The organism is Janthinobacterium saanense, assembly GCF_014200675.1.
Classification (GTDB): Bacteria; Pseudomonadota; Gammaproteobacteria; order Burkholderiales; family Burkholderiaceae_D; genus Janthinobacterium.
In genome coordinates, this window is record NZ_JACHCI010000002.1 from 443,109 (window position 1) to 467,051 (window position 23,943).

The 23,943-nt window shown below is 64.4% G+C and carries 20 protein-coding genes; 13 read left to right on the forward strand and 7 right to left on the reverse strand.

Translation table 11 applies throughout. The features are described from left to right. Window position 1 precedes the first annotated feature (1 nt). The 11 genes from HDE72_RS04855 to HDE72_RS04905 are packed head-to-tail and all read left to right on the forward strand — an operon-like array spanning window position 2 to window position 15,061. The gene (locus HDE72_RS04855; RefSeq protein WP_260176495.1) at window positions 2-811 is read left to right on the forward strand and encodes an XrtA-associated tyrosine autokinase; all 810 of its coding nucleotides are present in this window, start codon (window positions 2-4) and stop codon (window positions 809-811) included. After that, window positions 795-2,342 carry a TIGR03016 family PEP-CTERM system-associated outer membrane protein gene (locus HDE72_RS04860; RefSeq protein ID WP_183737585.1) on the forward strand — a complete coding sequence of 516 codons (1,548 nt, stop codon included), beginning with the start codon at window positions 795-797 and terminating at the stop codon, window positions 2,340-2,342. Before HDE72_RS04855 ends, HDE72_RS04860 begins: the two co-directional genes overlap by 17 nt. A gap of 12 nt (window positions 2,343-2,354) precedes the next feature. Then, window positions 2,355-3,509: a non-hydrolyzing UDP-N-acetylglucosamine 2-epimerase gene (gene wecB / locus HDE72_RS04865; RefSeq protein ID WP_183737586.1), complete on the forward strand. Its 1,155-nt coding sequence runs from the start codon at window positions 2,355-2,357 to the stop codon at window positions 3,507-3,509. Further along, window positions 3,506-4,363 carry an XrtA system polysaccharide deacetylase gene (locus HDE72_RS04870; RefSeq protein ID WP_183737587.1) on the forward strand — a complete coding sequence of 286 codons (858 nt, stop codon included), beginning with the start codon at window positions 3,506-3,508 and terminating at the stop codon, window positions 4,361-4,363. The genes wecB and HDE72_RS04870 overlap by 4 nt, the downstream gene beginning before the upstream one ends. A gap of 4 nt (window positions 4,364-4,367) precedes the next feature. Next, window positions 4,368-5,459: a FemAB family XrtA/PEP-CTERM system-associated protein gene (locus tag HDE72_RS04875; RefSeq protein ID WP_183737588.1), complete on the forward strand. Its 1,092-nt coding sequence runs from the start codon at window positions 4,368-4,370 to the stop codon at window positions 5,457-5,459. Window positions 5,460-5,461: 2 nt separating this feature from the next. Beyond that, entirely contained in the window at window positions 5,462-6,733 is a 1,272-nt protein-coding gene (locus tag HDE72_RS04880) for a TIGR03087 family PEP-CTERM/XrtA system glycosyltransferase (RefSeq protein ID WP_183737589.1), read from the forward strand. Further along, window positions 6,730-8,280 carry an exosortase A gene (gene xrtA / locus HDE72_RS04885; RefSeq protein ID WP_311735187.1) on the forward strand — a complete coding sequence of 517 codons (1,551 nt, stop codon included), beginning with the start codon at window positions 6,730-6,732 and terminating at the stop codon, window positions 8,278-8,280. The genes HDE72_RS04880 and xrtA overlap by 4 nt, the downstream gene beginning before the upstream one ends. Next, complete coding sequence (locus HDE72_RS04890) at window positions 8,270-9,454, forward strand: TIGR03088 family PEP-CTERM/XrtA system glycosyltransferase (protein WP_183737590.1); 1,185 nt, start codon at window positions 8,270-8,272, stop codon at window positions 9,452-9,454. Before xrtA ends, HDE72_RS04890 begins: the two co-directional genes overlap by 11 nt. Before the next feature lie 10 nt (window positions 9,455-9,464). Next, entirely contained in the window at window positions 9,465-11,417 is a 1,953-nt protein-coding gene (locus HDE72_RS04895; RefSeq protein ID WP_183737591.1) for an XrtA/PEP-CTERM system amidotransferase, read from the forward strand. 3 nt (window positions 11,418-11,420) lie between these two features. Continuing rightward, window positions 11,421-12,635 (forward strand): TIGR04063 family PEP-CTERM/XrtA system glycosyltransferase, encoded by a 1,215-nt coding sequence (locus HDE72_RS04900; RefSeq protein ID WP_183737592.1) that lies wholly within the window; start codon window positions 11,421-11,423, stop codon window positions 12,633-12,635. Beyond that, a complete protein-coding gene (locus tag HDE72_RS04905) occupies window positions 12,632-15,061 on the forward strand; it encodes a glycosyltransferase (protein WP_183737593.1) in 2,430 nt (809 codons plus the stop codon). The genes HDE72_RS04900 and HDE72_RS04905 overlap by 4 nt, the downstream gene beginning before the upstream one ends. Before the next feature lie 21 nt (window positions 15,062-15,082). On the opposite strand, the gene HDE72_RS04910 is transcribed toward HDE72_RS04905, so the two are convergent. Further along, the gene (locus tag HDE72_RS04910; RefSeq protein ID WP_183737594.1) at window positions 15,083-16,456 is read right to left on the reverse strand and encodes an energy-coupling factor ABC transporter ATP-binding protein; all 1,374 of its coding nucleotides are present in this window, start codon (window positions 16,454-16,456) and stop codon (window positions 15,083-15,085) included. 181 nt (window positions 16,457-16,637) lie between these two features. Here HDE72_RS04910 and HDE72_RS04915 point away from each other — a divergent pair, with 181 nt between their 5' ends. Beyond that, a complete protein-coding gene (locus HDE72_RS04915) occupies window positions 16,638-17,537 on the forward strand; it encodes a LysR family transcriptional regulator (RefSeq protein WP_311735186.1) in 900 nt (299 codons plus the stop codon). Here HDE72_RS04915 and HDE72_RS04920 read toward each other — a convergent pair whose 3' ends face one another. Both HDE72_RS04920 and HDE72_RS04925 read right to left on the reverse strand, forming a co-directional pair. Continuing rightward, on the reverse strand, window positions 17,538-17,942 hold the full coding sequence (locus tag HDE72_RS04920; protein ID WP_183737595.1) for a RidA family protein: 405 nt from the start codon (window positions 17,940-17,942) through the stop codon (window positions 17,538-17,540). It lies immediately after the preceding gene. Window positions 17,943-18,221: 279 nt separating this feature from the next. Beyond that, entirely contained in the window at window positions 18,222-18,449 is a 228-nt protein-coding gene (locus HDE72_RS04925; RefSeq protein ID WP_183737596.1) for a hypothetical protein, read from the reverse strand. Between the two features lie 63 nt (window positions 18,450-18,512). On the opposite strand from HDE72_RS04925, the gene HDE72_RS04930 reads away from it, so the two are divergent. Next, window positions 18,513-18,860 (forward strand): TfoX/Sxy family protein, encoded by a 348-nt coding sequence (locus HDE72_RS04930; protein ID WP_183737597.1) that lies wholly within the window; start codon window positions 18,513-18,515, stop codon window positions 18,858-18,860. A 139-nt stretch (window positions 18,861-18,999) separates the two neighbouring features. Here the strand turns inward: HDE72_RS04930 and HDE72_RS04935 are convergent, their stop codons facing one another. The 4 genes from HDE72_RS04935 to HDE72_RS04950 all read right to left on the reverse strand — a co-directional run bounded on the left by HDE72_RS04935 (window position 19,000) and on the right by HDE72_RS04950 (window position 23,925). Next, window positions 19,000-20,004 carry a 2-hydroxyacid dehydrogenase gene (locus tag HDE72_RS04935; protein ID WP_183737598.1) on the reverse strand — a complete coding sequence of 335 codons (1,005 nt, stop codon included), beginning with the start codon at window positions 20,002-20,004 and terminating at the stop codon, window positions 19,000-19,002. A 102-nt stretch (window positions 20,005-20,106) separates the two neighbouring features. Continuing rightward, the gene (locus tag HDE72_RS04940) at window positions 20,107-21,297 is read right to left on the reverse strand and encodes a hypothetical protein (protein WP_183737599.1); all 1,191 of its coding nucleotides are present in this window, start codon (window positions 21,295-21,297) and stop codon (window positions 20,107-20,109) included. 2 nt (window positions 21,298-21,299) lie between these two features. Next, a complete protein-coding gene (locus HDE72_RS04945; RefSeq protein WP_183737600.1) occupies window positions 21,300-22,835 on the reverse strand; it encodes an MBOAT family O-acyltransferase in 1,536 nt (511 codons plus the stop codon). Further along, a complete protein-coding gene (locus HDE72_RS04950) occupies window positions 22,825-23,925 on the reverse strand; it encodes a glycosyltransferase family 4 protein (protein WP_183737601.1) in 1,101 nt (366 codons plus the stop codon). The genes HDE72_RS04945 and HDE72_RS04950 overlap by 11 nt, the downstream gene beginning before the upstream one ends. Window positions 23,926-23,943 lie beyond the last annotated feature (18 nt).

Here is a 23,943-nt window from a genome sequence, read left to right on the forward strand (position 1 = left end):
GATGGACAGCAAGGACGTGCAAGATCAACAGCAGCCCGTGCACCAGGTGGCTGAAGCACCGCAAGCTTATGGGGCGGACCACACCGCTTCGCCCCATTACCGCGAGCTGAACCTGGCCACCCTGCAGGCGCAGGGCATGGTCACGCACGATGGCGGGCGCACCTCGGTGGCCGAAGATTTCCGCATCATCAAGCGCCCGCTCTTGCGCAAGGCACGCGCCAGCGGCGCCGAAGCGATACGCCATGGCAACCTGATCGTCGTCACCAGCGCCATGCCCGGCGAAGGCAAGACCTATTGCGCCGTCAACCTGGCGATGAGCATCGCCATGGAAATGGATATCACGGTGCTGCTGGTGGACGCCGACGTGGCGCGCCCGTCCGTGCTGAAAGTACTGGGCCTGCCGCCAGAACCGGGCCTGATGGACGTGCTGCTCGACGAGCAGCTGGAAATGGCCGACGTGATCCTGAAAACCAATGTCAGCACCCTGAGCATCTTGCCGGCCGGGCGCAGCAACAAGCACGCCACAGAATTGCTGGCCAGCCGCGCCATGAGCCGGCTGCTGGCCGAGATCGCCAGCCGCTATGCGGACCGCATCGTGGTGTTCGACTCGCCACCGCTATTGATTACCAGCGAAGCCCACGCGCTGGTGGGGCAGATGGGGCAAGTGGTGATGGTGGTGGAAGCGGAAACGACCACCCAGCACGCCGTCAAGGAAGCGCTGCGCCAGATCGAATCGTGCGAACACATCCACCTGATCTACAACAAGACCAAGGGATTCCCCGGCAACGATTATTATGGCTATTACGACTAGCCATGGCCTGCGTTGTCCTGCTGCGGCCGGCGTGCCTGGCCTGGCGCTGGCGCTGTTCATGGCATTGCCCTTGCCGGCCAGCGCAATAGACTGGCTGGCCGTGCCCTCGCTGCGGCTGCGCGAAAGCTATACCGACAATGCGCTGCTGGCGCCGCAAGGCCATGCGCAGCCAGACTTCATCACCGAAATCGCGCCCTCGATCGGCCTGATCGGCACCGGTCCCCGCCTGCAAGTGCACCTGGACGCCACCTGGCGGCAATTTCGCTACCAGCACCGGCCCGGCAGCGAGAACCAGGAGCTGCAGGCCTCGGCCAGCGCCGAACTGCTGAAGGACTGGCTACACCTCGACAGCGCGGCCAGCATCAGCCAGCGCAGCGTATCGCCGTTCGGCCCGCAAGTCATCAGCGATCTGCCCAACACGCAAAACGCCAGCACGGTGCGCACCGTCACCATCAGCCCCTATTTGCGCCACCGTTTCAGCAGCCTGGGCACGGCCGAGCTGCGCTACACGCGTAACACCGTGTCCAGCGGCGGCGACCTGTTATCGATGCACAGCGATGAAGTCCAGATGCTGTTCAATGGCGCGCCGCGTGGCGCGGGCTGGAGCTGGAATGCCAGCTACGATGTGCGCCGTACGCAAGACAGCAAGCTGGCGCCGCAGCGCATGGAGCGGGCCAGCGTCGGCCTGCGCTACCCGCTCAACAGCCGCTGGTCCGCCACCGCCAGCGCGGGCCAGGAACAGGAAGGCTATGCATCGAGCACCGGCCAGGACACGCAAGGCCGCTTCTGGACGGTGGGCGGCGTGTGGACGCCCTCGCCGCGCACCAGCGTGGCCGTCAGCATCGGCAGGCGCTTCTTTGGCCAGACCTACAGCCTGGACGCCGCGTTCCGGCAGCGCCAAACGAGCTGGTCGGCACAATACAGCGAAGACATCACCACCATGCCCGCGCAATTTTTGCGCCTGGGCAACCAGGATGCGGCCAGCCTGCTCGATCAGCTGTGGACTGGCCTGGTGCCCGATGCGCGCGAACGGCGCTTGCGCATCGATGCCTTTTTGCGTTATGCCAACGGCCTGGGCTCGCAAGGCGCCATCAATTACTTCAGCCACCGCTATTTCCTGCAAAAGCAGCTGAGCCTGAACGTGGCCCGCGCCACGCCGAAAGGCAGCTTGCTGGCCAGCCTGACCGCCGTGGACCGCACGGCGCTGACGGCCAGCGGCATCGACAGCGAGCTGCTGCCGGGCGTCGATTTCGGCAGCGAAGACCGCACGCGCCAGGTGGCTGGCAATCTGGGCTGGACCTGGCAGGCGTCGGCGCGCAACAGCCTCCGCGCCAATGCGGGCTACACCACCATCCGTTCGCTGAGCGTGCCGCGGCGCGACGGCAATTTCACGCTGACGGCCGCCGCCAGCCGCATCATCAAGCCAAAAATGACGGCTTCCATCGAGCTAAGGCACACGGCGCACACCAGCACGCGCGGTGCCGCTTTCCGCGAAAACGGCGTCAGCGCCACGCTCACCATGCAATTCTGAAGAGAGACCGCCATGTCCACACAAGCTCCGCTCCACCTGCTGTGCGTGGTCGCCGCGCGCCCCAACCTGATGAAGATGGCGCCCATCCTGGCCGCTCTGGAGCGCCAGGCCCCCAGCTTGAGAATCACCTTGTTGCACACCGGCCAGCACTACGACCCGGCGATGAGCGGGCTAGTGTTTACCGCGCTGGGCATGCGCGCGCCCGACATCAGCCTGGACGTGGGTTCCGCCAGCCATGCGCAGCAAACGGCCGAGATCATGCGCCGCTACGAACCGGTGCACCTGGCCTTGCAACCGAAACTGGACGCCGTGATGGTGGTGGGCGACGTCAATTCCACCCTGGCCTGCGCACTGGTGGCGGCCAAGCTGGGCACGCCGGTCATCCACGTTGAAGCGGGCCTGCGCAGTGGCGACCGCAGCATGCCTGAAGAAATCAACCGGCTGCTGACGGATCAGTTATCCGAGCTATTGTTCAGCAGCGAAACGGGCGCGCGCGCCAATCTGCTGCGCGAAGGCATCGCGCCCGAACGCATCCATTTCGTGGGCAATGTCATGATAGACAGCTTGCGGCAGCAATTGCCGCGTGCCGCCTCGCCCAGCGCCACCTTGCTCGATTACGGTCACGCCTGCCCGCCCGCCTACGGCCTGCTGACCTTGCACCGGCCCTCGAACGTGGATGACGGCGGGCGCCTGGGCGCGCTGCTGCTGGCCATGGCGGAATTGTCCAGGGAACTGCCGCTGCTGTTTCCCATCCACCCGCGCACCCTGGCCATGCTGCGGAAAACCGGCCTGGAAGCGCTGTTCGAGCAGCACGCCATCGTGCCGCTGCCGCCGCTGGGCTACCTGGAAATGCTGGGCCTGATGCAAGGCGCGCGCCTGGTGCTGACCGATTCGGGCGGCATCCAGGAAGAAACCACGGCGCTGGGCGTGCCCTGTCTGACCCTGCGCGACAATACGGAACGCCCCGTGACGGTGGACGAAGGCACCAATACCGTGGCCGGCACGGTGCCCGCCACCATATTGGCGCTGGCGCGCGGCATCCTGCAATCGGATGGCAAGCGGGGCGGCAAGCGGGGCCGCATACCGGAATACTGGGATGGCCATGCGGCCGAGCGCATCGCCGCCATCAGCTTGCAATGGCTGCGTCTGCGCCGGGGTGCGCGATGATCGCCGTGAACGCCCAGATCACCAATGCCTTGACCATCGATGTCGAGGATTATTTCCAGGTTTCCGCGTTTGCACCGCATATCGCCCGCGCCGACTGGCCCAACATGCCTTGCCGCGTCGAAGCCAATATCGAGCGCATCCTGCTCTTGCTGGAAGCACAACACATCCACGCCACGTTTTTCACCCTGGGCTGGATCGCCGAGCGCTACCCGGCCATGCTGCGCAGCATCGCTGCCGCCGGGCATGAAGTGGCCAGCCACGGTTATGCCCACTTGCGGGCCACGGAGCAGTCGCGGGCCGATTTCGCGCACGACATCAGCTTAAGCAAAAGCATCCTCGAACAATTGACGGGCCTGGCCGTGCAAGGCTACCGGGCGCCCAGTTTTTCCATCGGGCCGGCCAATCTGTGGGCTTTCGAAGTCTTGCAAGAAGCGGGCTACCGCTACAGTTCCAGCATCTACCCGATCCGCCACGATCATTACGGCATGCCCGATGCGCCCCGTTTCGCCTGGCGCCCACGCGGCCTGCACGGGGTGCTGGAACTGCCCATCAGTACCGTGCGTGTGGGCCGGCGCAACTTCCCGGCCGGTGGCGGCGGCTACTTCCGGCTGCTGCCTTATGGCGTCACGCACTGGTGCTTGCGAAGGATCAACTCGCTCGACGGGCAAGCTGGCATATTCTATTTTCATCCCTGGGAACTGGATCCGGGGCAGCCACGCCCCGCCGGCCTGGGCTGGAAAACACGATTTCGCCATTATGTGAATCTGCAGCGGATGGAGCCACGGCTGGCGCGGCTGGCCAAGGACTTCCGCTGGGGCCGCATGGACCGCATTTTTCTTGACAGTACAGGCTAACATCATGCACCAAGCAGCATCCACTATCGCTCCACTCCACCCTGCCAGCGCGATCGAAATACGCCGGCTGCAGCCGCATGACCATGCGCGCTGGGATGCCTTCGTACAAGCTTGCCCGGAAGCGAGCTTTTTTCACCGCGCCGGCTGGCACACCATCATGGAACAAAGCTTCGGCCACAGCGGGCACTTCCTGTATGCCGAACAAGATGGACGCATCTGCGGCGTGTTGCCGCTAGCCCATATCCGCAGCCGCGTGTTCGGCAACACGCTGATTTCGCTGCCGTTTTGCGTCTACGGCGGCATCGCCAGCAGCCATGCCGCCGCCCACCAGGCACTCGATGCCGCTGCACAAGCGCTGGCGCAGCAATTGCAGGTGGGCCACCTGGAATACCGCCAGCGCAGCCAACCTGAGCGGCATGACGATAGCGGCCAGCATGGCTGGCTCAGCAAGCCGCTGTACGCGACCTTTCGCCGGCCCTTGCTGGCGGACGAACAGGATAATCTGCTGGCGATACCGCGCAAACAGCGCGCCGTGGTGCGCAAGGGCATCGCGGCCGGCTTGCATAGCTTGATCGACGACGACCTCAAACGTTTCTTTCCCCTCTACGCGGCCAGCGTGCACAGGCTGGGCACGCCGGTCTTCGCGCGCCGCCATTTCGCGCTGCTGCGCACGGTGTTCGGCGATGACTGCCAGATACTGACCGTGTGCCAGGGCGCACAGGCGCAAGCGAGCGTGATGACTTTCTATTTCCGCGATGAAGTGCTGCCCTATTATGGCGGCGGCAGCGTGCTGGCGCGCGACACGGGCGCCAATGACTTCATGTACTGGGAATTGATGCGGCGCGCCAGCGAGCGCGGCTATCGTTTGTTCGATTTCGGCCGCAGCAAGCTGGGCACGGGCGCTTACGACTTCAAGAAAAACTGGGGCTTTACGGCGCAGCCCTTGCCTTACGCCTACAAGCTGGTGGCCGCCGAGTCCTTGCCGGACACCAATCCCCTCAATCCCAAATACCGCTGGTTCATCCGTGCCTGGCGGTGCCTGCCGCTGCCGCTGGCCAATCTGCTGGGGCCGCATATCGTGCGGCAACTGGGCTAGCCATGCGCGAACTGCTCTATCTGACCCACCGCCTGCCGTATCCGCCCAACAAGGGCGACAAGATACGTTCCTGGCATATGCTGCAATACCTGAGCCGGCATTTCCGCGTGCACCTGGGTTGTTTCATCGACAACGAAGAAGACTGGGAGCATACGCGCCGGGTGGCCGAACTGTGCGCCAGTACCCGCTTCATCGATTTGCGGCGCCATGCGGCCCGCTGGCGCGCCATGCAAGCGCTGCTGGCGCGCCAATCGATGAGCGTGCATTATTATCGCGACCCGCAGCTGCTGGCATGGGTCCATGATCTGCTGGCGGGCGGGCGCGTGCGCCATGCGCTGGCCTATTCCGGACCCATGGCCCAGTATCTCGACGGTGGCGCCGGCAGTGCCTTGTACCGCCTGATCGATTTTGTCGATGTCGATTCCGACAAATGGCGCCAGTACGCGGACAGCAAGCCCTGGCCTGTGTCGCTGCTGTACCGGCGCGAATCGCAGATGCTGTTGCAGTACGAACGCCATATCGCGCAGCAGTTCTCGGCCGCCAGCTTTGTCTCGCAAGCGGAAGCCACCCTGTTCCGCCAGTGCGCACCACTGGCGCGCCGCAAGACGGGGCATTTCAATAACGGCGTCGACGCCGCCTATTTTGCGCCCGGCCTTGCCTTGACCCCGGCACCGTACCCGGCCGGCGCGCAAGTGCTGGTATTTACGGGCGCCATGGATTACTGGCCCAATATCGACGCCGCGCGCTGGTTCGTGCAGCAGATATGGCCCGCCCTGCGCTACCGCTACCCGGCACTGCTGTTTTATATCGTCGGCAGCCACCCGGCGGCACAAGTGCGCGAGCTGGCCAGGGTGCCCGGCGTGGTGGTCACGGGTACGGTGCCCGATATCCGGCCCTACCTCGCCGGCGCTACCCTGGCCGTGGCGCCCTTGCGCATCGCGCGCGGCGTGCAAAACAAGGTGCTTGAAGCCATGGCGATGGGCAAGATCGTGCTGGCTACACCGCAGGCGCTGGAAGGCATCGCCGCCCAGCCGGGGCTGGAACTGCTGCTGGCCCGCGACGAGATCGAGTTCATCCACCATGCCACGCGCGTGCTGCAGCAGCAGGCGCCGGAAAGCGCCATGGGCGCGGCGGCGCGGCAACTGGTGCTGCAAGACTACGATTGGGAACGCAATCTGCAAGGCCTGGGCGCCATGCTGGGCTTGCAGGCACAGGCGAACCCCGGCCACATTGTGCCGGCCGAGCAATTGCATCCCACGCGGGAACCATCGTGAGTGTGGAACCGGGCAGTGTCACCGCGCCGGCAAGGCTGGCCAAGGCGGCAGGCACGACACTGGCTCCGCTGGCCTTGCTGGCACCGGCACTGCTGGCCATCGTACTGCTGTATCAGAGCACCTTCTGGTCCATGCTGGAACTATGGTCGCGTTCGCAGACTTTTGCGCATGGCTACCTCATCGTTCCCATCAGCATCTGGCTGGCCTGGCGCCAGCGTCGCCGCCTGGCGGCCCTGCCGCCACAGCCGAACCTGGCAGGACCGCTGCTGCTGGCCGGACTCGGCCTGGCCTGGCTGCTGGCCAATGCCGCCAACGTGCAAGTGGTGGAGCAATATGCGGCCACCGCCATGCTGCCGGCCTGCGTGCTGGCGATCCTGGGCTGGCCCGCCGTGCGCCTGCTGGCCTTTCCACTAGGCTATCTGTTCCTGGCCGTGCCGTTTGGCGAAGTCTTTATCGAACCGCTGATCGATTTCACGGCCAGCTTTACCGTGGCCGCACTGCAACTGACGGGCGTACCCGTGTTTCGTGATGGCAGCAATTTCTTTTTACCCACGGGTAACTGGTCCGTCGTCGAAGCATGCAGCGGCTTGCGCTACCTGATCGCCTCGCTGGCCCTGGGCGCCCTGTTTGCCCACCTCAACTGCCACAGCACGGGCCGCCGCCTGGCCGTTTTGGCCGCCGCGCTGGTGGTGCCCATCGTTGCCAACGGCGTGCGCGCCTATCTGATCGTCATGCTGGGCCATTTGAGCAATATGCGCCTGGCCGTGGGTCTCGACCACCTGATCTATGGCTGGCTGTTTTTCGGCCTGGTGGCGCTGCTACTGTTCTGGTTAGCCGCGCGCTGGCGCGAGCGGCCTCTTGCTGCCACGACGGCCGCAACACCAGCTGCCACATCCCGGCCAGCAGCCAGCATCAAGGCCGTGCTGGCCAGCCTGGCCATCGCCGCCCTGTGGCCAGGACTGGCCTTGCTGCATCAGGATGACGCGGCTGCCGCCACGCCAGCCGCTACCCTGACCTTGCCCGCGCCACCCGGATGGCAGCAGCTGGCGGCGCCGCCGGCCTGGCGCGTCCCCGTCGCTGGCCATCCCATGTCATGGCTGGCCAGCTATCGCCAGGAGCCAGGCCAGGCGCAGGTCAGCCTGCAATTGTCCTGGTTTGCCCGGCAGGCGCCCGATGCGGAACTGCTGACGCACCAGGCCCACCCTTACGGCGAGCTCTGGACTTTACTGAAACACCAGAAACGCGAGGTCCAGGTGAACGGGCGCAGCCTGGCCGTGCGCGAAGCGCTGCTGGCTCACGGCGGCGAGCGGTTGCTGGCATGGCGGCTGTACCGCCAGGGCGGCGTCGCCACGGCCGACCCGGTGCTGGTCAAGCTGCTGCTGGCCAGGGGCAAGCTGCTGGGCACGCGCCAGGATGGCGCCGACCTGATCATTTCCGCTACTTACGACGAACTGGCGCCGCCACCGCGCGCGCAGCTGCAGGCCTTCCTGCAGGCCGCCCTGCCCCTGATCGAACAGCGCTTGCAGGAGTTGCCGCATGGAAACTGACCTGCCGGACCCTGCGGCCCCCCTCATCGTGCACGTAATCCACCAGCTGGACGTGGGCGGACTCGAAAACGGCCTGGTCAACCTGATCAACCACATGCCGCCGGGGCGCTACCGGCATGCCATCGTCTGCCTGAAAAGCGCCACCGCTTTTCGCCAGCGCCTGACGGCCGACGGCGTCGACATCATCAGCCTGGACAAGCGCGAAGGCAAGGACCCGGCCCATTATCTGCGTTTGTACCGCACCTTGCGGCAACTGCGGCCCAGCTTGGTTCACACGCGCAACCTGGGCTGCATTGAAGCGCAACTGCTGGCCTGCCTGGCCGGCGTGCGCCTGCGCGTGCATGGCGAACACGGGCGCGATATCGACGACTTGCACGGCACCAGCCACAAATACCGGCTGCTGCGCAAGCTGATGCGGCCACTGGTGCAGCAATTCATCGCCGTCAGCGCCGACCTGGGCACGTGGCTGGTGGACACCATCGGCGCTGCGCCGTCCACCGTCACGCAGATCGGCAATGGCGTCGACAGCGTGCAATTCCACCCACGCCTGGGCCCGCCCGCCGCCGTCGGGCCACCGGGTTTCATGTGCAATGGCGCGTACGTGATCGGCAGCGTGGGCCGCATGGCCGCCGTCAAGGATTTCGACAATCTGGTGCGCGCCTTCTTGCTGCTGCTGGCGCAACCGGGCGCGCGCGCGCGCCTGCGGCTGATGGTGATCGGCGATGGCCCCAGCCGCCAGGCCTGCCTGGACTTGCTGCAGCGCTCAGGCGCGCAGCAACTGGCCTGGCTGCCCGGCGCGCGCGACGACGTGGCGCAACTGATGCGCGCCATGGACCTGTTCGTGCTGCCCTCGCTGGCCGAAGGCAGTTCCAACACCATCCTCGAAGCGATGGCCAGCGGGCTGCCCGTGGTGGCAACCGCCGTGGGCGGCAACGCCGAACTGGTGCAGTCCGGCTGGAACGGCACCCTGGTGCCGCCCCGCTCGCCCGAAATGCTGGCCGACGCCATGCTTGACTACTACAGCATGCCCGAACTGGGGCCGCGCCAGGGCGCACGCGGCCGGCGCCGGGTGCTGGCCGAGCACAGCCTGCTGGCCATGGCCGGCGCCTACCTGGCCGTGTATGACCGCCTGACGGGCGCACCCGCCCCCGATCCGCTTTCCACCTTCCCCTGAAAGGCATTCCATGTGCGGTATCGTCGGCATCTTTGATTTGCAGGGCCAGCGCGACATCGATGCGCTACTGCTGCTGCGCATGAACCACAGCCTGCGCCACCGGGGGCCGGACGAAGATGGTTTGCACCGCGAACCGGGGCTGGGGCTGGGCCACCGCCGCCTGTCCGTGATCGACCTGGCCAGCGGGCAGCAGCCGCTGTTCAACGCCGACCGCAGCGTGGCCATCGTCTTCAATGGCGAAATCTATAATTACCGGCTGCTGATGGCCGAGCTGCGCCAGTTCGGCCACGTGTTCCGCACCAATAGCGACACGGAAGTCATCGTCCACGCCTGGGAGCAATGGGGCGAACAATGCGTGCAGCGCCTGCGCGGCATGTTTGCCTTCGCCCTGTGGGACCGGCGCCGCCATCAGCTGTTCCTGGCGCGCGACCGCCTTGGCGTCAAGCCCCTGTATTACGGCCAGGCCAGCGACGGCACCTTGCTGTTCGGCTCCGAGCTGAAAGCCTTGCTGGCCCACCCGGCCATGCCGCGCACGCTGGACCCGCTGGCGGTGGAAGACTATTTTGCGTATGGCTACGTGCCCGAGCCGCGCAGCATCTTCCAGCATGCCTTGAAACTGCCGCCCGGCCACACCCTGAGCATACGCGCCGGCCAGCCGCTGCCCGCGCCGCGCCAGTACTGGGACGTGCCGTTCACGCCGCACGCCCATGCCAGCGAAGCGCAGGCGGGCGACGAATTGCTGGCGCGCTTGCGCGAAGCGGTGCGCATCCGCATGGTAGCCGAAGTGCCGCTGGGCGCATTCCTGTCGGGCGGCGTCGATTCCAGCGCCGTCGTCGCCATGATGGCGGGCGCCAGTGCGTCTGCGGTGAACACCTGCTCGATCGCGTTCGGCGACCCGGCCTTTGACGAAACGCGCCATGCAGAGCTGGTGGCGCGCCGCTACGGCACCCAGCACCACACCCTGCAGGCCGGGCAAGACGATTTCCAGCTGATCGACTTGCTGGCCAATCTGTATGACGAACCGTTCGCCGACAGTTCGGCCATGCCCACCTACCGCGTCTGCCAACTGGCCCGCCAGCGGGTGACGGTGGCGCTGTCGGGCGATGGCGGCGATGAAAGCCTGGCCGGCTACCGGCGCTACCGGCTGCACACGCGCGAAGAAAAAGTACGCCGGGTGATGGACCCCTTGCTGCCGGCCAGCCTGCGCCAGTCGCTGTTCGGCACCCTGGGCCGGCTGTATCCCAAGGCCGACTGGGCGCCCCGCTTCCTGCGCGCCAAGACCACCTTCGAAGGCCTGGCGCGCGACACCACCGATGCCTATTTTCATAGCGTCAGCATCCTGGGCGACGCCATGCGGGCGCGCTTGTTCAGCTCCGCACTGCGGCACCAGCTGCAAGGCTACCGTGCGGTGGAAGTGCTGCGCCGCCACGCCGCCGCCAGCCCGGCGCCGGACGCGCTGTCGCAAGTGCAGTACCTGGACCTGAAAACCTATCTGCCCGGCGACATCCTCACCAAGGTGGACCGGGCCAGCATGGCGCATGCGCTGGAAGTGCGCTCGCCGCTGCTGGACCATGAACTGGTGGCCTGGATGTCCGGCCTGCCGGCGCATTTCAAGCTGCACTGCGGCGAAGGCAAATACCTGTTCAAGAAGGCCCTGCGCCCAATGCTGCCCGACAGCCTGCTATACCGCCAGAAGATGGGCTTTTCCGTGCCGCTGGCCAGCTGGCTGCGCGGCCCGCTGCGCCAGCGCCTGCAAGACCGTTTGCTCAGTCCCACCCTGGCGCAATGCGGCCTGTTCGAGATGGATTACGTGCGCCATCTGATCGAACAGCACGCTTCAAGCCGGCGCGACTACAGCGCGCCATTATGGTCGCTGCTGATGTTCGAGGCGTTTTTGCGGCAGGTACTGCCGGCGGCGGCCACGCCCGCTATCGTCGTCGCGCCGGCCATGGCACTGGATTAAGCCATGCGCATCCTGCACATCCTCGACCATTCCCTGCCGCTGCACAGCGGCTACACCTTCCGCACCATCGCCATCCTGGGCCAGCAGCGCCGCCTGGGCTGGGAAACGGCGCAGCTGACCAGCGCAAAACAGGGTTGCACGGAAGCGGACGAACAAGACGTCGATGGCTGGCATTTTTACCGCACCGCGCCCAGCCGGTGCTGGTGGACGCGCCTGCCGGTGCTGCGCCAGTACGGCGTGATCCTGGGGCTGGCGCAGCGATTGCGCCAGCTGGCGCAGCAGCTCAAGCCCGACATACTGCACGCCCATTCGCCGGCCCTGAACGCCATCGCCGCCTTGAGCGTGGGCCGCGCGCTGGGCATCCCGGTGGTGTATGAAGTGCGCGCCTTCTGGGAAGATGCGGCCGCCGACCATGGCAGCAGCCGGCCAGGCGGCTTGCGCTACCGGCTGACGCGGGCGCTGGAAGACCATGCGCTGCGGCGCGCCGACGCCATCACCACCATTTGCGAAGGCTTGCGGCGCGACCTGTGCCAGCGCGGCGTGCCGCCACAAAAAATCACCGTGATACCCAACGCCGTCGATGCCGCCAGCTTTCAAGGCAGCGCGGACTCCACGCTGACCCGCGCGCTAGGCCTGGATGGCCATCCCGTGATCGGTTTCATCGGCTCCTTCTATGCCTATGAAGGCCTGGCCCTGCTGCTGCGCGCCATGCCGCGCATGCTGGCCGCACAGCCCACGCTGCGCCTGCTGCTGGCCGGCGGCGGCCCACAGGAACAGGCGCTGATCACGCTGGCGCGTGAACTCGGCATCGCCCGGCAGGTGATCTTCGCCGGCCGCGTGCCGCACAGCCAGGTGGCCGACTATTATCAAATGATCGACGTGCTCGTGTATCCGCGCCTGCCGATGCGCTTGACGGAACTGGTCACGCCATTAAAACCGCTCGAAGCGATGGCGCAAGGCTGCCTGGTGGCCGCTTCCGACGTGGGCGGCCACCGAGAACTGATCACGCATGGCCAGACGGGCATGCTGTTTCGCGCCGGCGACGCCAATGCGCTGGCGCAGACTGTACTGAGCTTGCTGCTGACACCGAACAGCTGGCCCGCCTTGCGCCGCAACGCCCGCGCCTGGGTGGAACAGGAACGCAACTGGGCCGGCAGCGTGCGCCGCTACTCCGCCGTGTATGCGCGCCTGGCGTTGGCGGCGGGCGGCCCGCCATGAAGCTGTGCGGCTTGCGCATCGCGCTGGTGGGCCCGCTGCCGCCACCGGCCGGCGGCATGGCCAATCAAACGCAGCAACTGGCCGCCCTGCTGCGGGCCGATGGCGCCAGGGTGACGCTGATGGCCGTCAACGGTCCCGTCTTGCCACCGTGGCTGGCGCGCATACGCTATCTGCGCGCCGCACTGCGCCTGCCGCTGCACCTGTGGCGGCTGTGGCGGGCGGCCGATACGGTCGACCTGTTTCACATCATGGCCAACTCGGGCTGGTCCTGGCATTTGCAGGCGGCGCCCGCCCTGTGGATCGCCAGCATCAAGGGCAAACCTGCCCTGCTCAATTACCGGGGCGGCGAGGCGGCAGCCTTCTTTGCCCGCTCGCCGCGCCTGCTCGCCCTCAGCCTGCGCCGCGCCAGCGCCATCGTCGTGCCCTCGCGCTTCCTGGCCGGGATCTTCGAACAATACGGCCATACGGCGCATGTCGTGCCCAATATCGTCGACCTGGCACGCTTTACGCCTGGCCCGCGTACGTCCACTTTTGGTGATGGCCCCGTGATCATGGTGGCCCGCCACCTGGAAGCGCTGTACGACAACGCCAGCGCCGTGCGCGCGTTTGCCATCGTCCACGCCAGCATGCCGTCGGCCCGCCTGGTGCTGGCTGGCGACGGCCCGGAACGGCAAGCCTTGCACAACCTGGCGATGGACTTGGACGTGCCGGTACACTTTGCCGGACATGTCGATAATGCAGACATGCCGGCGCTGTACCGGGCCTGCGACCTGGTGCTCAATCCCAGCCTGGCCGACAATATGCCGATCTCGGTGCTGGAAGCGCAAGCCTGCGGCCTGCCCATCGTCAGCACCAAAGTGGGCGGCATTGCGGCACTGCTGCAAGACCAGGTCACGGCGCTGCTGGTGGCGCCCGGCGACAGTAGCGCCATGGCGGCGTCCATCCTGTCGCTGCTGCGCGAGCCGCAGCGCGCCCGCCAGCTGGCAAAGGCTGGGTTGGCGCAGGTGGCACAATATGACTGGCCGGCGATAGCCCCGCTGCTGCTGGCGCACTACCGGCGCATACGCGCCATTGCGCGCCCCGGCGCCTACACGCGGCTGGTCACGCAATGGCTGTTTCCGCTGCACGAACAAATTAAACGCCACCACAGCACGTCTTTGCTGCGCGAGCTGGAACGCTCGCAATGGTGGAACGCAGAACGCCTTCAGGCGCATCAGCTGGCCCGCCTGCGCAATCTGCTGCAGCACGCAGCCGGCCATGTGCCGTATTACCAGGCGCTGTTTGAACGCAGCGGCTTTGATCCCGCCAGGGTGGATAGCCTGGCGGACCTGGCGCGGCTGCCGCTGCTGCACAAGGCCGACATCGCAGCGGCCCGCGACAGCTTCAAGTCTGGCCAGGCGGTGGGCTTGCGGCCGTTTGCCACGGGTGGCTCCAGCGGCGAGCCGCTGCTGTTTTTCCTGGGACGGCGCCGCATCAGCCACGACATCGCCGCCAAGTGGCGCGCCACGCGCTGGTGGGGCGTGGATATCGGCGACCGTGAAGCCGTGCTGTGGGGTTCACCGATCGAACTGCATGCGCAAGACCGCTTGCGCCGATTGCGCGACTGGCTGCTGCGCAGCACCTTGCTACCCGCCTTCGCCATGTCGCCGGTGCGCATCGACGGCTATATCGCACAGCTGCGCCGCCTGCGCCCGCGCATGCTGTTCGGCTATCCCTCGGCGCTGTGCCGCATCGCCAGCCATGCCCACGCACACAACACGCCGCTCGACGGCATGGGCGTAAAAGTCGCTTTCGTTACCTCCGAACGCCTGTACGACGCGCAGCGCGAGCAGATCGGCGCCGCCTTCGGCTGCCTGGTGGCCAACGGCTATGGCGGGCGCGACGCCGGCTTCATCGCCCACGAATGCCCGGAAGGCGGCATGCATCTCACGGCCGAAGACCTGATCGTGGAAATCGTCGACGCCGCCGGCCAGCCGCTGCCCACCGGCAGCACCGGCGAAATCGTCATCACCCACCTGGGCACGCAGGATTATCCCTTCATCCGCTACGCCACCGGCGACGTGGGCGCACTGGGCATTGCACCCTGCCCCTGCGGACGCGGCTTGCCGCTGCTGCAAAAACTGGAAGGGCGCAGCACGGATTTTCTGACGGCACTGGACGGCACCGTCATGCATGGCCTGGCCCTGGTCTACATCGTGCGCGAACTGCCGCAAGTGCGCAGTTTTAAAATAGTCCAGGAAACCCTGTTGCTGACGCGCGTGCTGCTGGTCTGTTTGCCGCGCCTGGACGAGACCACGCGCACCCTGATCGTGGCAGGTTTCCAGGCCAGGCTGGGGGCGCAGGTAACGATCGCCATCGAAGAAGTCGATGAAATCGCGGCGGAAGCCTCGGGCAAGTACCGTTATGTGATCAGCAAGGTGGTTTGACACCGTGGCCTGACCATAAAATCAAAGCTTACCATCCCCGGCTTGGGCGCCCCCGGCATCGGTGCCCCCGGCAACGGTGCCCCCGGCAAAATCCTGCACGGCGTAGCGGACCGGCTGCGACGGCAGCATCAGCATCGGCGCAGCAGTGCCTGCGCTGACCAGCACCTGATCGATGGGAATCGCGTCCCCTTCCTCGCCGGCCAAGAAAGCCTGCACCAGGCGCATGCCGGATGCCGGCAGCAAGTCTTGCGGCACCGGCACCGGCTTGCGCTGCATGATCGTCAACCAGTCGGGCCGGCCACCAGCCTGCACAGTGGGCGGATGCACGACTTGCAGATCGACCGAACCGGCCAGCAAGCCCACCACCAGCGGCTGACCGTGGCGCATCAGGACCATGGACTGGCCCTGCGCCTTGGGCGCCGCGATGGCATACAGGTGGGTGTCGGGACGGTTCATCGGCAGCGACGAAAGTCCGGCCTGGTCGATCGTCAACGGGTCGATCCCCGTGACCCGCTTCAGGCGCTCGGCCATCATCGCCACCTTGCCGCCTTCGGCCGCAATCGGCCGTTCGGCGATATGGTGCTCGCCCACATACACCAGGATCTTCGCGCCCGGGTACTGCTTTACCGCCCGCCGGATGAGGTTATCGGCCTGGTCCTGCTCGCGCTGGCCCTGCGCCTCAAGCGGGTCCTTGGCATAGTCGGTGCGCGTCGACTCGTACGCCACGGGCAGGTAGCCCAGCGCGAGCGACTGGCGGATAAAATCGGCAAACACCGGATCGTCCAGGTAATAGCCGCTAGCCTGGCGCGGATAGCCATCGGCCGCCAGCTTCGCCATCCTGCTGAACGATGCGGCATCCTCGACGTCGCGTTTCAAGGCTTCGGCCGCCAGCACAGTATAGCCGAGCGGGCGCAAGGCGCGCGCCACTTCAAGCCCGAAGGCCCGGCCGCGGGGATCCAGATGGTTTTCATCGAGGATGACGATGCTGGTTTCTTTTGCGCGCCGGACGATTTCGGGTATGGCGGCCACCGCGTCTGCCGCGCGCAGGTCGGCGACCTGTTCGGCGGGCACCTTGAAATCGGCGCCTTTCGCCGGGTTGAAGGTTGGCAGACCGGTCATGCAGGACGTCACCTGCGCCCATTGGTCGACCACGTCCGGGTCATCGATCTGCTCTATCCGCTGGACGCCCAGGCGCTTGAGCATGCCGAAGGTCGCGTCGAGATACTTGCCATGCGATGCATCGCTGATCGATTGCTTGTAGGCTTCCAGCAAGATGTCGTTGTCCAGCGGCTTGATTGCCTGCGCCGCAGCGGATGACTGAGCCGTGGCCGTCATCGACATGATGGGCGCGGTGATGACGGCCAGGGCAGCAGTCATGGCTAACTTAAAACGCATGGAACGTCCTATCTGGTAGTGTAGTGCATCGTGCAATCCATCCGATTCTAGCAGCGGCGGTTTGATCTTGTATAGTGCCAGTCGCGGCCATCAAAAAACCGAACAAATTACAGCATGACAAATTCGAGTGCGCGGTTTTATGTACAATGCCAGCCCTGTCAACAGCGTGCGGGGCCTCACCGTGAACCAACTACTCGCCATGCGCGCTTTTGTGCGTGTCGTGGAAAACGGCTCGTTCAGCCGCACAGCCGACCAGTTGATCTTGCCGCGCTCGACCGTCAGCAAACTCATCACCGACCTGGAACGGCATCTGGGCATCAAGCTGATGCAGCGCACCACGCGTGCCGTTGTCCCCACTTCGGATGGCCTCGAATATTACAGCCACGCTGCGCGCCTGATCGCCGAACTCGATGCAGTCGACACGGCTGCGCGCAGCAACAAGCTCAAGCCGGGCGGCCATTTGCGCATCGACGCGCCCGCCTCGTTTGCCAATTGCCTGCTGATTCCCACGCTGCCTGACTTTCACCGGCTTTACCCGGACATCACCATCGCGCTGGGCATCAGCGACCGCGCCGTCAACATCGTGGGGGAAGGCGTCGATTGCGTACTACGGGCGGGCAAACTTGACGACATGACGATGATAGCCCGCAAGATCACCGACTTGCAATACATCACGTGCGCGGCGCCCGCCTACCTGGAGCGCATGGGCACGCCGGCTTCGCCGCTCGATTTGCAGCAAGGCCACGTGCAGGCTGGATACTTTTTTGCCGCCTCGGGCAAGCTGGATGCGCTGGTATTTGAACAGGGAACCGAGCGCCACACACTGGCCAGCACGGTGTTTTCCACCAATGACGGCAATGGTTTGAAAGAAATGCTGCTGGCGGGCCTGGGCATAGGCCAGCACTTCCAGCGTGTGGTGCAACCATATCTGGATGGGGGCCAGCTGCTGCAGATTTTGCCGCAATGGTCACGGCCAGCCATCCCACTGCATGTGCTGTATCCACCCAACCGCCATCAAAATGCGAGATTGAAAGTGTTTATCGACTGGCTGCTGCGCACTTTTGGCGATACAGTAGATTAGTTAGTCAGGAAGTATCGCCGTCACGCGTATCTCAATCCGCATCTGCGGCAATCCCAGCGCGGCAACGCCCGTTTCCGTCCAGATCGGCGAATGATGCGGCATGTAATGGCGGTACATGCGCGTCATCGTTTGATTGACTTCCGGCGGGAAACCGCCCACGTGGTAGGAATTGACGTGCACCACATGCTCCCACTTTGCGCCGGCCGTGGCCAGCGTGCTGTCCAGGTTCTTGAAGGCCTGGACGATCTCATCCTCGACGCTTTCGGGGAAATTCAATCCATCATCCCAGCCACCCTGGCCAGACGTTTCAATCCGGTTGCCTATCTTCACCGCTTGGGAATAATGCAGTTCCTTTTGCAGCAGCGGGCCATAACCGGGGGTAAGGAAAAATTCAGGCTTGCTCATGGACTTCCTTTGCTTGTTTATGCAATACGATCATCAAAAGAGTTTCCGCATCGGGACTTGCTAGCTAGCTAGCCCGATGCCTGAAACTGATGAACATCTTATTGAATTAAAACGAGCAACAAAAGACAGGATCTACGCCATGACTGTCCATGCTCATGCACAATAAAGTGCTTGTGTCTGCATCGGCAAACCTCACATTCTGACGTTACGCGGCGGTGCGCATTGGCATAAGGCCTATCGCTTCAGCAATGGGCACCTGCCCCAAGCTATCCCACACCGTCATTCCGCGCTGAACTCCGCTGCCGCCCTGGCTGCCCACAGTGCTTCGGCGTGACTGGCAAACGGGCTGTCGTAACCATCGATCGATCCATCGCTATCGACAAAATACAGCCACCAGCCATCGCCCTGTTCGCGGATGGCGGTGTGGCCTGGCGCGCAATGCTGGGCCACCTCCTGGGTCGATGCCAAGGTAGCGATGGTGATGCCGCGGTGGAGGATGGTTTTCATGGCAAAATAGACAAAAGAGAGAGTGTAACCGCCCACCCGGCATAATGACATAGGGAAAACAACATGGCATCACAGCAAGGCACGGTGGATTTTTTGCTGGACCAGATGGCGGGCGCGGGCGGCCTCAGCGCGAAGAAGATGTTTGGCGAGTACGGCGTGTATTGCGACGGCAAGATGTTCGCCATCATTGCCGACGACCAGCTATTCATCAAGCCGACGGACGCCGGGCGGGCCTGGATCAGTGCGCAAGGCACGCTGCAGGAAGCGCCGCCCTACCCGCAAGCCAAACCCTATTTTTTGATCAGTGGCGAACTGTGGGACGAGCGCGACTGGCTGTCCCAGCTGGCGCGGCGTACGGCCGACGCCTTGCCGGTGCCCAAACCGAAGCCGCCGCCGAAAGCGCGAAAGTAAATTCCAGGCTACGGGCATTATGAGCGTTCAGTTAGCGCTATTTCCCCACACACAAGCAAAGACTGGGGGCAGTCCCTGCGGGATCGGAATGCTCTCCATTGGAGAGCATTCCCCCGGCGGGTCTGCCCCCGGCACTTCATTAGTCAGCCAGCACGCTGTTATCACAAACCTTGCCCTGCCGGTAGCAGTCCAGGTTGTGATAGGTGATGGCGGCGATTTCGCGCAGGGCTTCGATGGTGAAGAAACCCTGGTGGCCCGTGACCAGGACGTTGGGGAAAGTCATCAGGCGCTGGAAGATGTCGTCGTCGATGATGTCGGATGAGCGGTCCTGGAAGAACAGGCTGCTTTCCTGCTCGTAGACGTCGATGGCAAGCGAACCGAGCTGGCGCGATTTCAGGGCGTCGATGACGGCGCCCGTGTCGATCAGGCCGCCACGCGAGGTGTTCACCAGCATGGCGCCCTTCTTCATCAGCGGCAAGGTGTCGGCGCTGATCATGTGGCGCGTGCTGTCCATCAGCGGGCAATGCAGGGAGACGATGTCGGACTCGGCCAGCAATTGCGGCAAGTCAGCCAGAGTGCCCAGGCCATCGAAGGCTGGCGCCGGATACGGATCGTGGCCCAGTACGCGGCAGCCAAAACCTTTGAAAATGCGGGCCGTGGCCAGGCCGATCTTGCCCAGGCCGACGATGCCCACCGTCTTGCCGTGCAAGGTGGAGCCGAGCAAGCCGTCGAGGGCAAAATTGCCTTCGCGCACGCGGGCATAGGCGCGGTGCGTGTGGCGGTTTAAGGTTTGCACCAGCGCCAGGGTGTGTTCGGCCACCGCTTCCGGCGAGTACGCAGGCACGCGGGCGACGAAAAAGCCCAGGCGTTTGGCCGTGTCCAGGTCCAGGTTGTTGTAGCCGGCGCAGCGCAAGAGGATGGCGCGCACGCCGTAGCCGTGCAAGGCTTCCAGCACGGGCGCATCGAGCACGTCGTTGACGAAGACGCAGACGGCGTCGGCGCCTTGCGCCAGGACCACTGTTTCCTGTTCCAGCAAGGCGCTGTGGTAAATCAGTTCGATGCCGGCGGCGTCCGGTTGCGAAGGCAAGGCTTCATCGAAGAAACGGCGGTCGTAGGGCTGGCTGCCAAAAAAGGCGATTTTCATGGGGCTTCCTAGTTGGAGTGCGCAGGCAAAATAAATTGCCGCATGTCAAAACGCCATCATAGCGCATGCCCATGCTTGCCCGCCACACAGGAAGTCAAGGGATTAATCTTTTATACGCGGCGCAGCGAGCGCAGCACGCACGAAGGCCGTTTCTTCCACATGCGCCTGGTGATAACGCTCGCGCGCGGCCTGCATGGCTGCATGATGAAAGGCCAGGCTGGCGGGCGTCAGCTCGATGCCAAAATCATCGGGAGGCACTGGCTCGCCACCAAACAATCGCGCCAATATCATGTGGCCCACGTTGTCGCGGTAATGCGATGCTTCCCAGTAATACTGCATTTCGCGCTGGCCGCTCACTTGCGGGATGGTTTCGCTGGTGATGCTGTTGAAACCGGAAAAATCGAACAGGCGCACATCGCAGCCCTGCTCGCGCTGGTGCTGGGCCAGCTGCGCCAGACTGGCCTGCCACTGTTCCATGGCGGGCCACTTGCCGCGCCAATACAGGGCATCCATGCTCAAAGCATGCGTGGGATTGATGTACAGGCGCAAGCGCGTGCCGCCACGGCACAGCCTGGCGATACTGCCAGCGAACGCCTGCAGCGCACTCGCCGTGGGGCCCAGGCCATCGCCAAACTCTTGCAGGCGCGGCTGCATGGCGCGCGCCGTGCCGACCCAGCCATAGCTGGGCTTGCTTATGCAGGACTGGTCGCGCTGGCCATGCAAAGCCAGGCTGGACAGGCAAACGCCGTCATAACTGCCGTTGAGGATGCGCCAGCTATCGTGCGTCATGTCCACCGTCAAGCCGCGCTTCACATTGAGCAGCGCGCGGCGCGCAAAAAAGGCGGGGCCACCATCGGTCAGGCCCGGCTCCACGCCGGCCGAGCCCAGCTCCATGGAAAACGAGGGCGCATCGATGCCCCACACCAGGGTATCGACATGGCTGACCCTGGCTGCATGTTCAGCCAGCAGCATGGCGTCACCGATAGACGCGCCCGACACCGCGCTATTGAACACCGTCAAACCACCAAACAAGGGCCGCACGGCGGTGGGCAAGCCGATTTCCGTACGCGAATTACCGATGTACACGACGGCCGGGCGGTAGCGGGCCACGGCGTAGGTCTTGCCCCAGACACTGAGTTTTTCATAGGTGGGCCGCAAGCGCTGCAGCAAGGGGCTGTCCCACTGGTGCAGCAGATAGGGGTCGAGCCGGTAATTCAGGGCCGAAACAGCTGTCAGCGCGATCAGCACGCAGGTGCAAAACCAGGCGAGGTAGCGGCGGGCGGAAGTATCCATGGTCAGAATTGAAAGTAGAGAAATTCGCTGACGCGGTTCATGCCGAAGATGCAGGCGATGAAGAGCGCGGCCAGGCCTACGCTCCAGCGCGGCGTGGGCCGCCAGCTGAGCCGCCAACGGCCGGCGGGCTGAAATATTCTTTCAATCGCAGGCTGGTAGTGACAGAATATTTCTTGCGTATTGGGCGCCTTGAAGGCGAGCAGCATGGCGCCCAGCAAGACCGGCAAACCGGGCCCGGCCAGCTCGATCCAGCGGATGCCGTCAAAAGTGGGGTGCAGTCCCCATGATGCAAGAAATGCCCCCTGCCCCGCCAAGCCCCGTGGCAGGCTGAGACCGTTGGCGCCAAACAGGGCGCCGAAAATATCCCAGGCGGTGGCCACATCGGGCGCGCGGAAAAAGATCCAGGCCAGCATGACGGCAAAAAAGGTCAGCACGGCCGGCCACCAGCGCCCTGCTTTTGCCGTGCCGAACAGATGGCGCCAGGCTTGCTGTATCACCAGATACAGGCCGTGCAAGCCGCCCCAGATAATGAAAGTCCAGCCGGCGCCATGCCACAGGCCGCCCAGCAGCATGGTCAGCATCAGGTTGCGGTAGCGCAGCAGCGTGCCACGGCGGCTGCCGCCCAGGGTGATGTAGAGATAATCGCGCAGGAAACGCGACAAGGTCATGTGCCAGCGGCGCCAGAAATCGGCGATATTGCCTGCCTTGTAAGGCGAATTGAAGTTCAGCGGCAGCTTGACGCCAAACAAACGCGACAGGCCGATGGCCATGTCGGAATAGCCGGAAAAATCAAAATACAGCTGGAAGGTGTAGGCCAGCACGCCTATCCAGGCCTCGATCAGGGTCGGTTCGGCGCCCGCCGCGAAGATGGGCATGGCCAACGGCGATAAATTGTCGGCGATCAGCACCTTTTTGGCCAGCCCCAGCACGAAGATCGACAGGCCGATGGCGAAGTTGGCCGCCTGCGGCCGGCTGTTGATGGGGTCGGCGAACTGCGGCATCATGTCGCGGTGGTGCAGCACGGGGCCGGCGATCAGGTGGGGGAAATAGCTGACGAACAGCACATAGTGAATGAAACGGTATTCGCGCACTTCGCCCCGGTAGCAATCGACCAGAAAGGCAATCTGCGTGAAGGTGAAGAAAGAGATGCCGATCGGCAGCAAGATTTGCCAGTCGGCCCAATGCAGGCCGGTAGCCGCATTCACGCTATCGATAAAGAAATTCGCATACTTATAGTAGGCCAGCAAGCCCAGGTTCATGGCCAGCGCCAGCACCAGCAAACGCTTGCGGACCGGGCCCGTGCTGGCCGCGATCCAGCGGCCGGCCGTGTAATTGATGCAGATCGAGGTCAGCAGCAGTGGCAGGTAGCGCCATTCCCACCATGCATAAAAAAACAGCGAAGCGGCCGCCAGCCAGGCAGCGGGCGCCAGCTTGCGCCAGCCGGTTTGCCCATGGCGTGCCAGCCGCCCCAGCAAAAAGTAGCCGGCCAGCACGATAGGCAAATAGAAAAACAGAAAACCAAACGAATTAAACAGCATGGCGCCTCCCGCCCTGCCCGGCCAAGGCGCTCATTGCGCCAGCGCCAGCCTGCAAGCCAAAATAGCAATCGGCGATCTGGCAAGCGACACGGTCCCAGGTAAATTGTTCGACCAGCGCCTGCACGGCGCTCCGCTCGGGGCGCTGCGCCACCAGTTGCTCGATGGCCAGCCTTTGCGCCTGGCCATCGTCCCAGCGCACCTTGCGCAATGCAAACGCGGAAGCGGGCAAGTCGAGCGCGCTTTGCGCCGTCATGACCACCGGCGTGCCAGCCGCCAGCGCTTCGAGCACGGACAAGGGAAACACTTCGCCCTGGCTGGGCAAGGCGACCACGGCGGCCGCATGGTAGGCGCTGGCCAGCAGCGGATCGGCATGATCGAGCGGCCCCAGCCAGCTGACATGGGGCAAGGCCAGCAGTTTCTGCAAATAAACCTTGTCGCCACCGGGCGCCGCGCCTATCAGCACCACGGGCAGGCCGCTGCCGGCCAGCGCCTGCGCCAGTCCCAGCTGGTTTTTATACGCAGAAATACTGCCTACCATCAGCACGAAGGGACGATCGATACCGGTTTCACGCCGGAACAGATCGCTATTGGCCGTGAAGAAATGCGGATTGATACCATTGGGGAAGACTCTTATCTTGCTCTCGCTCATGTCAAAACCATGAACGATGGCCGTGCGCTCGGCCTCGCCCAGCGCGATCACCAGGCTGGACAATTGCAAGGCCCGCTTGCTCTGGGCGTAACTGGTTTGCACCATCCAGTCCGTCAAACGGCCCGCCAGCCTGTCGGCCAGCCGTGCGCGCCAGGCAGCGGCCCGGTTCCAGCCCGGTGACAGCAGCGGCGACAGCACTACCGGCAAGCCCAGTTCACACGCCATTTCCACGATGCGGTAATTACCGTTCGCCGAAGAAAAAACGTGGATCAGATCATAGTCGCTGAGGCGGCCGTGATTGGCGTCCACCAGTTGCACCTGCAGCTGGCGCGGCGCGCAGGGCACGACACGGTTCAGGGCAGCAATGGTTTCACGTACCTGTATCTGCAGGCCGCCGTCACGCTGGAACAGCATCGGGTAAGACAGTATGCCGACACGCATGGACATCCTTTCAGCTGG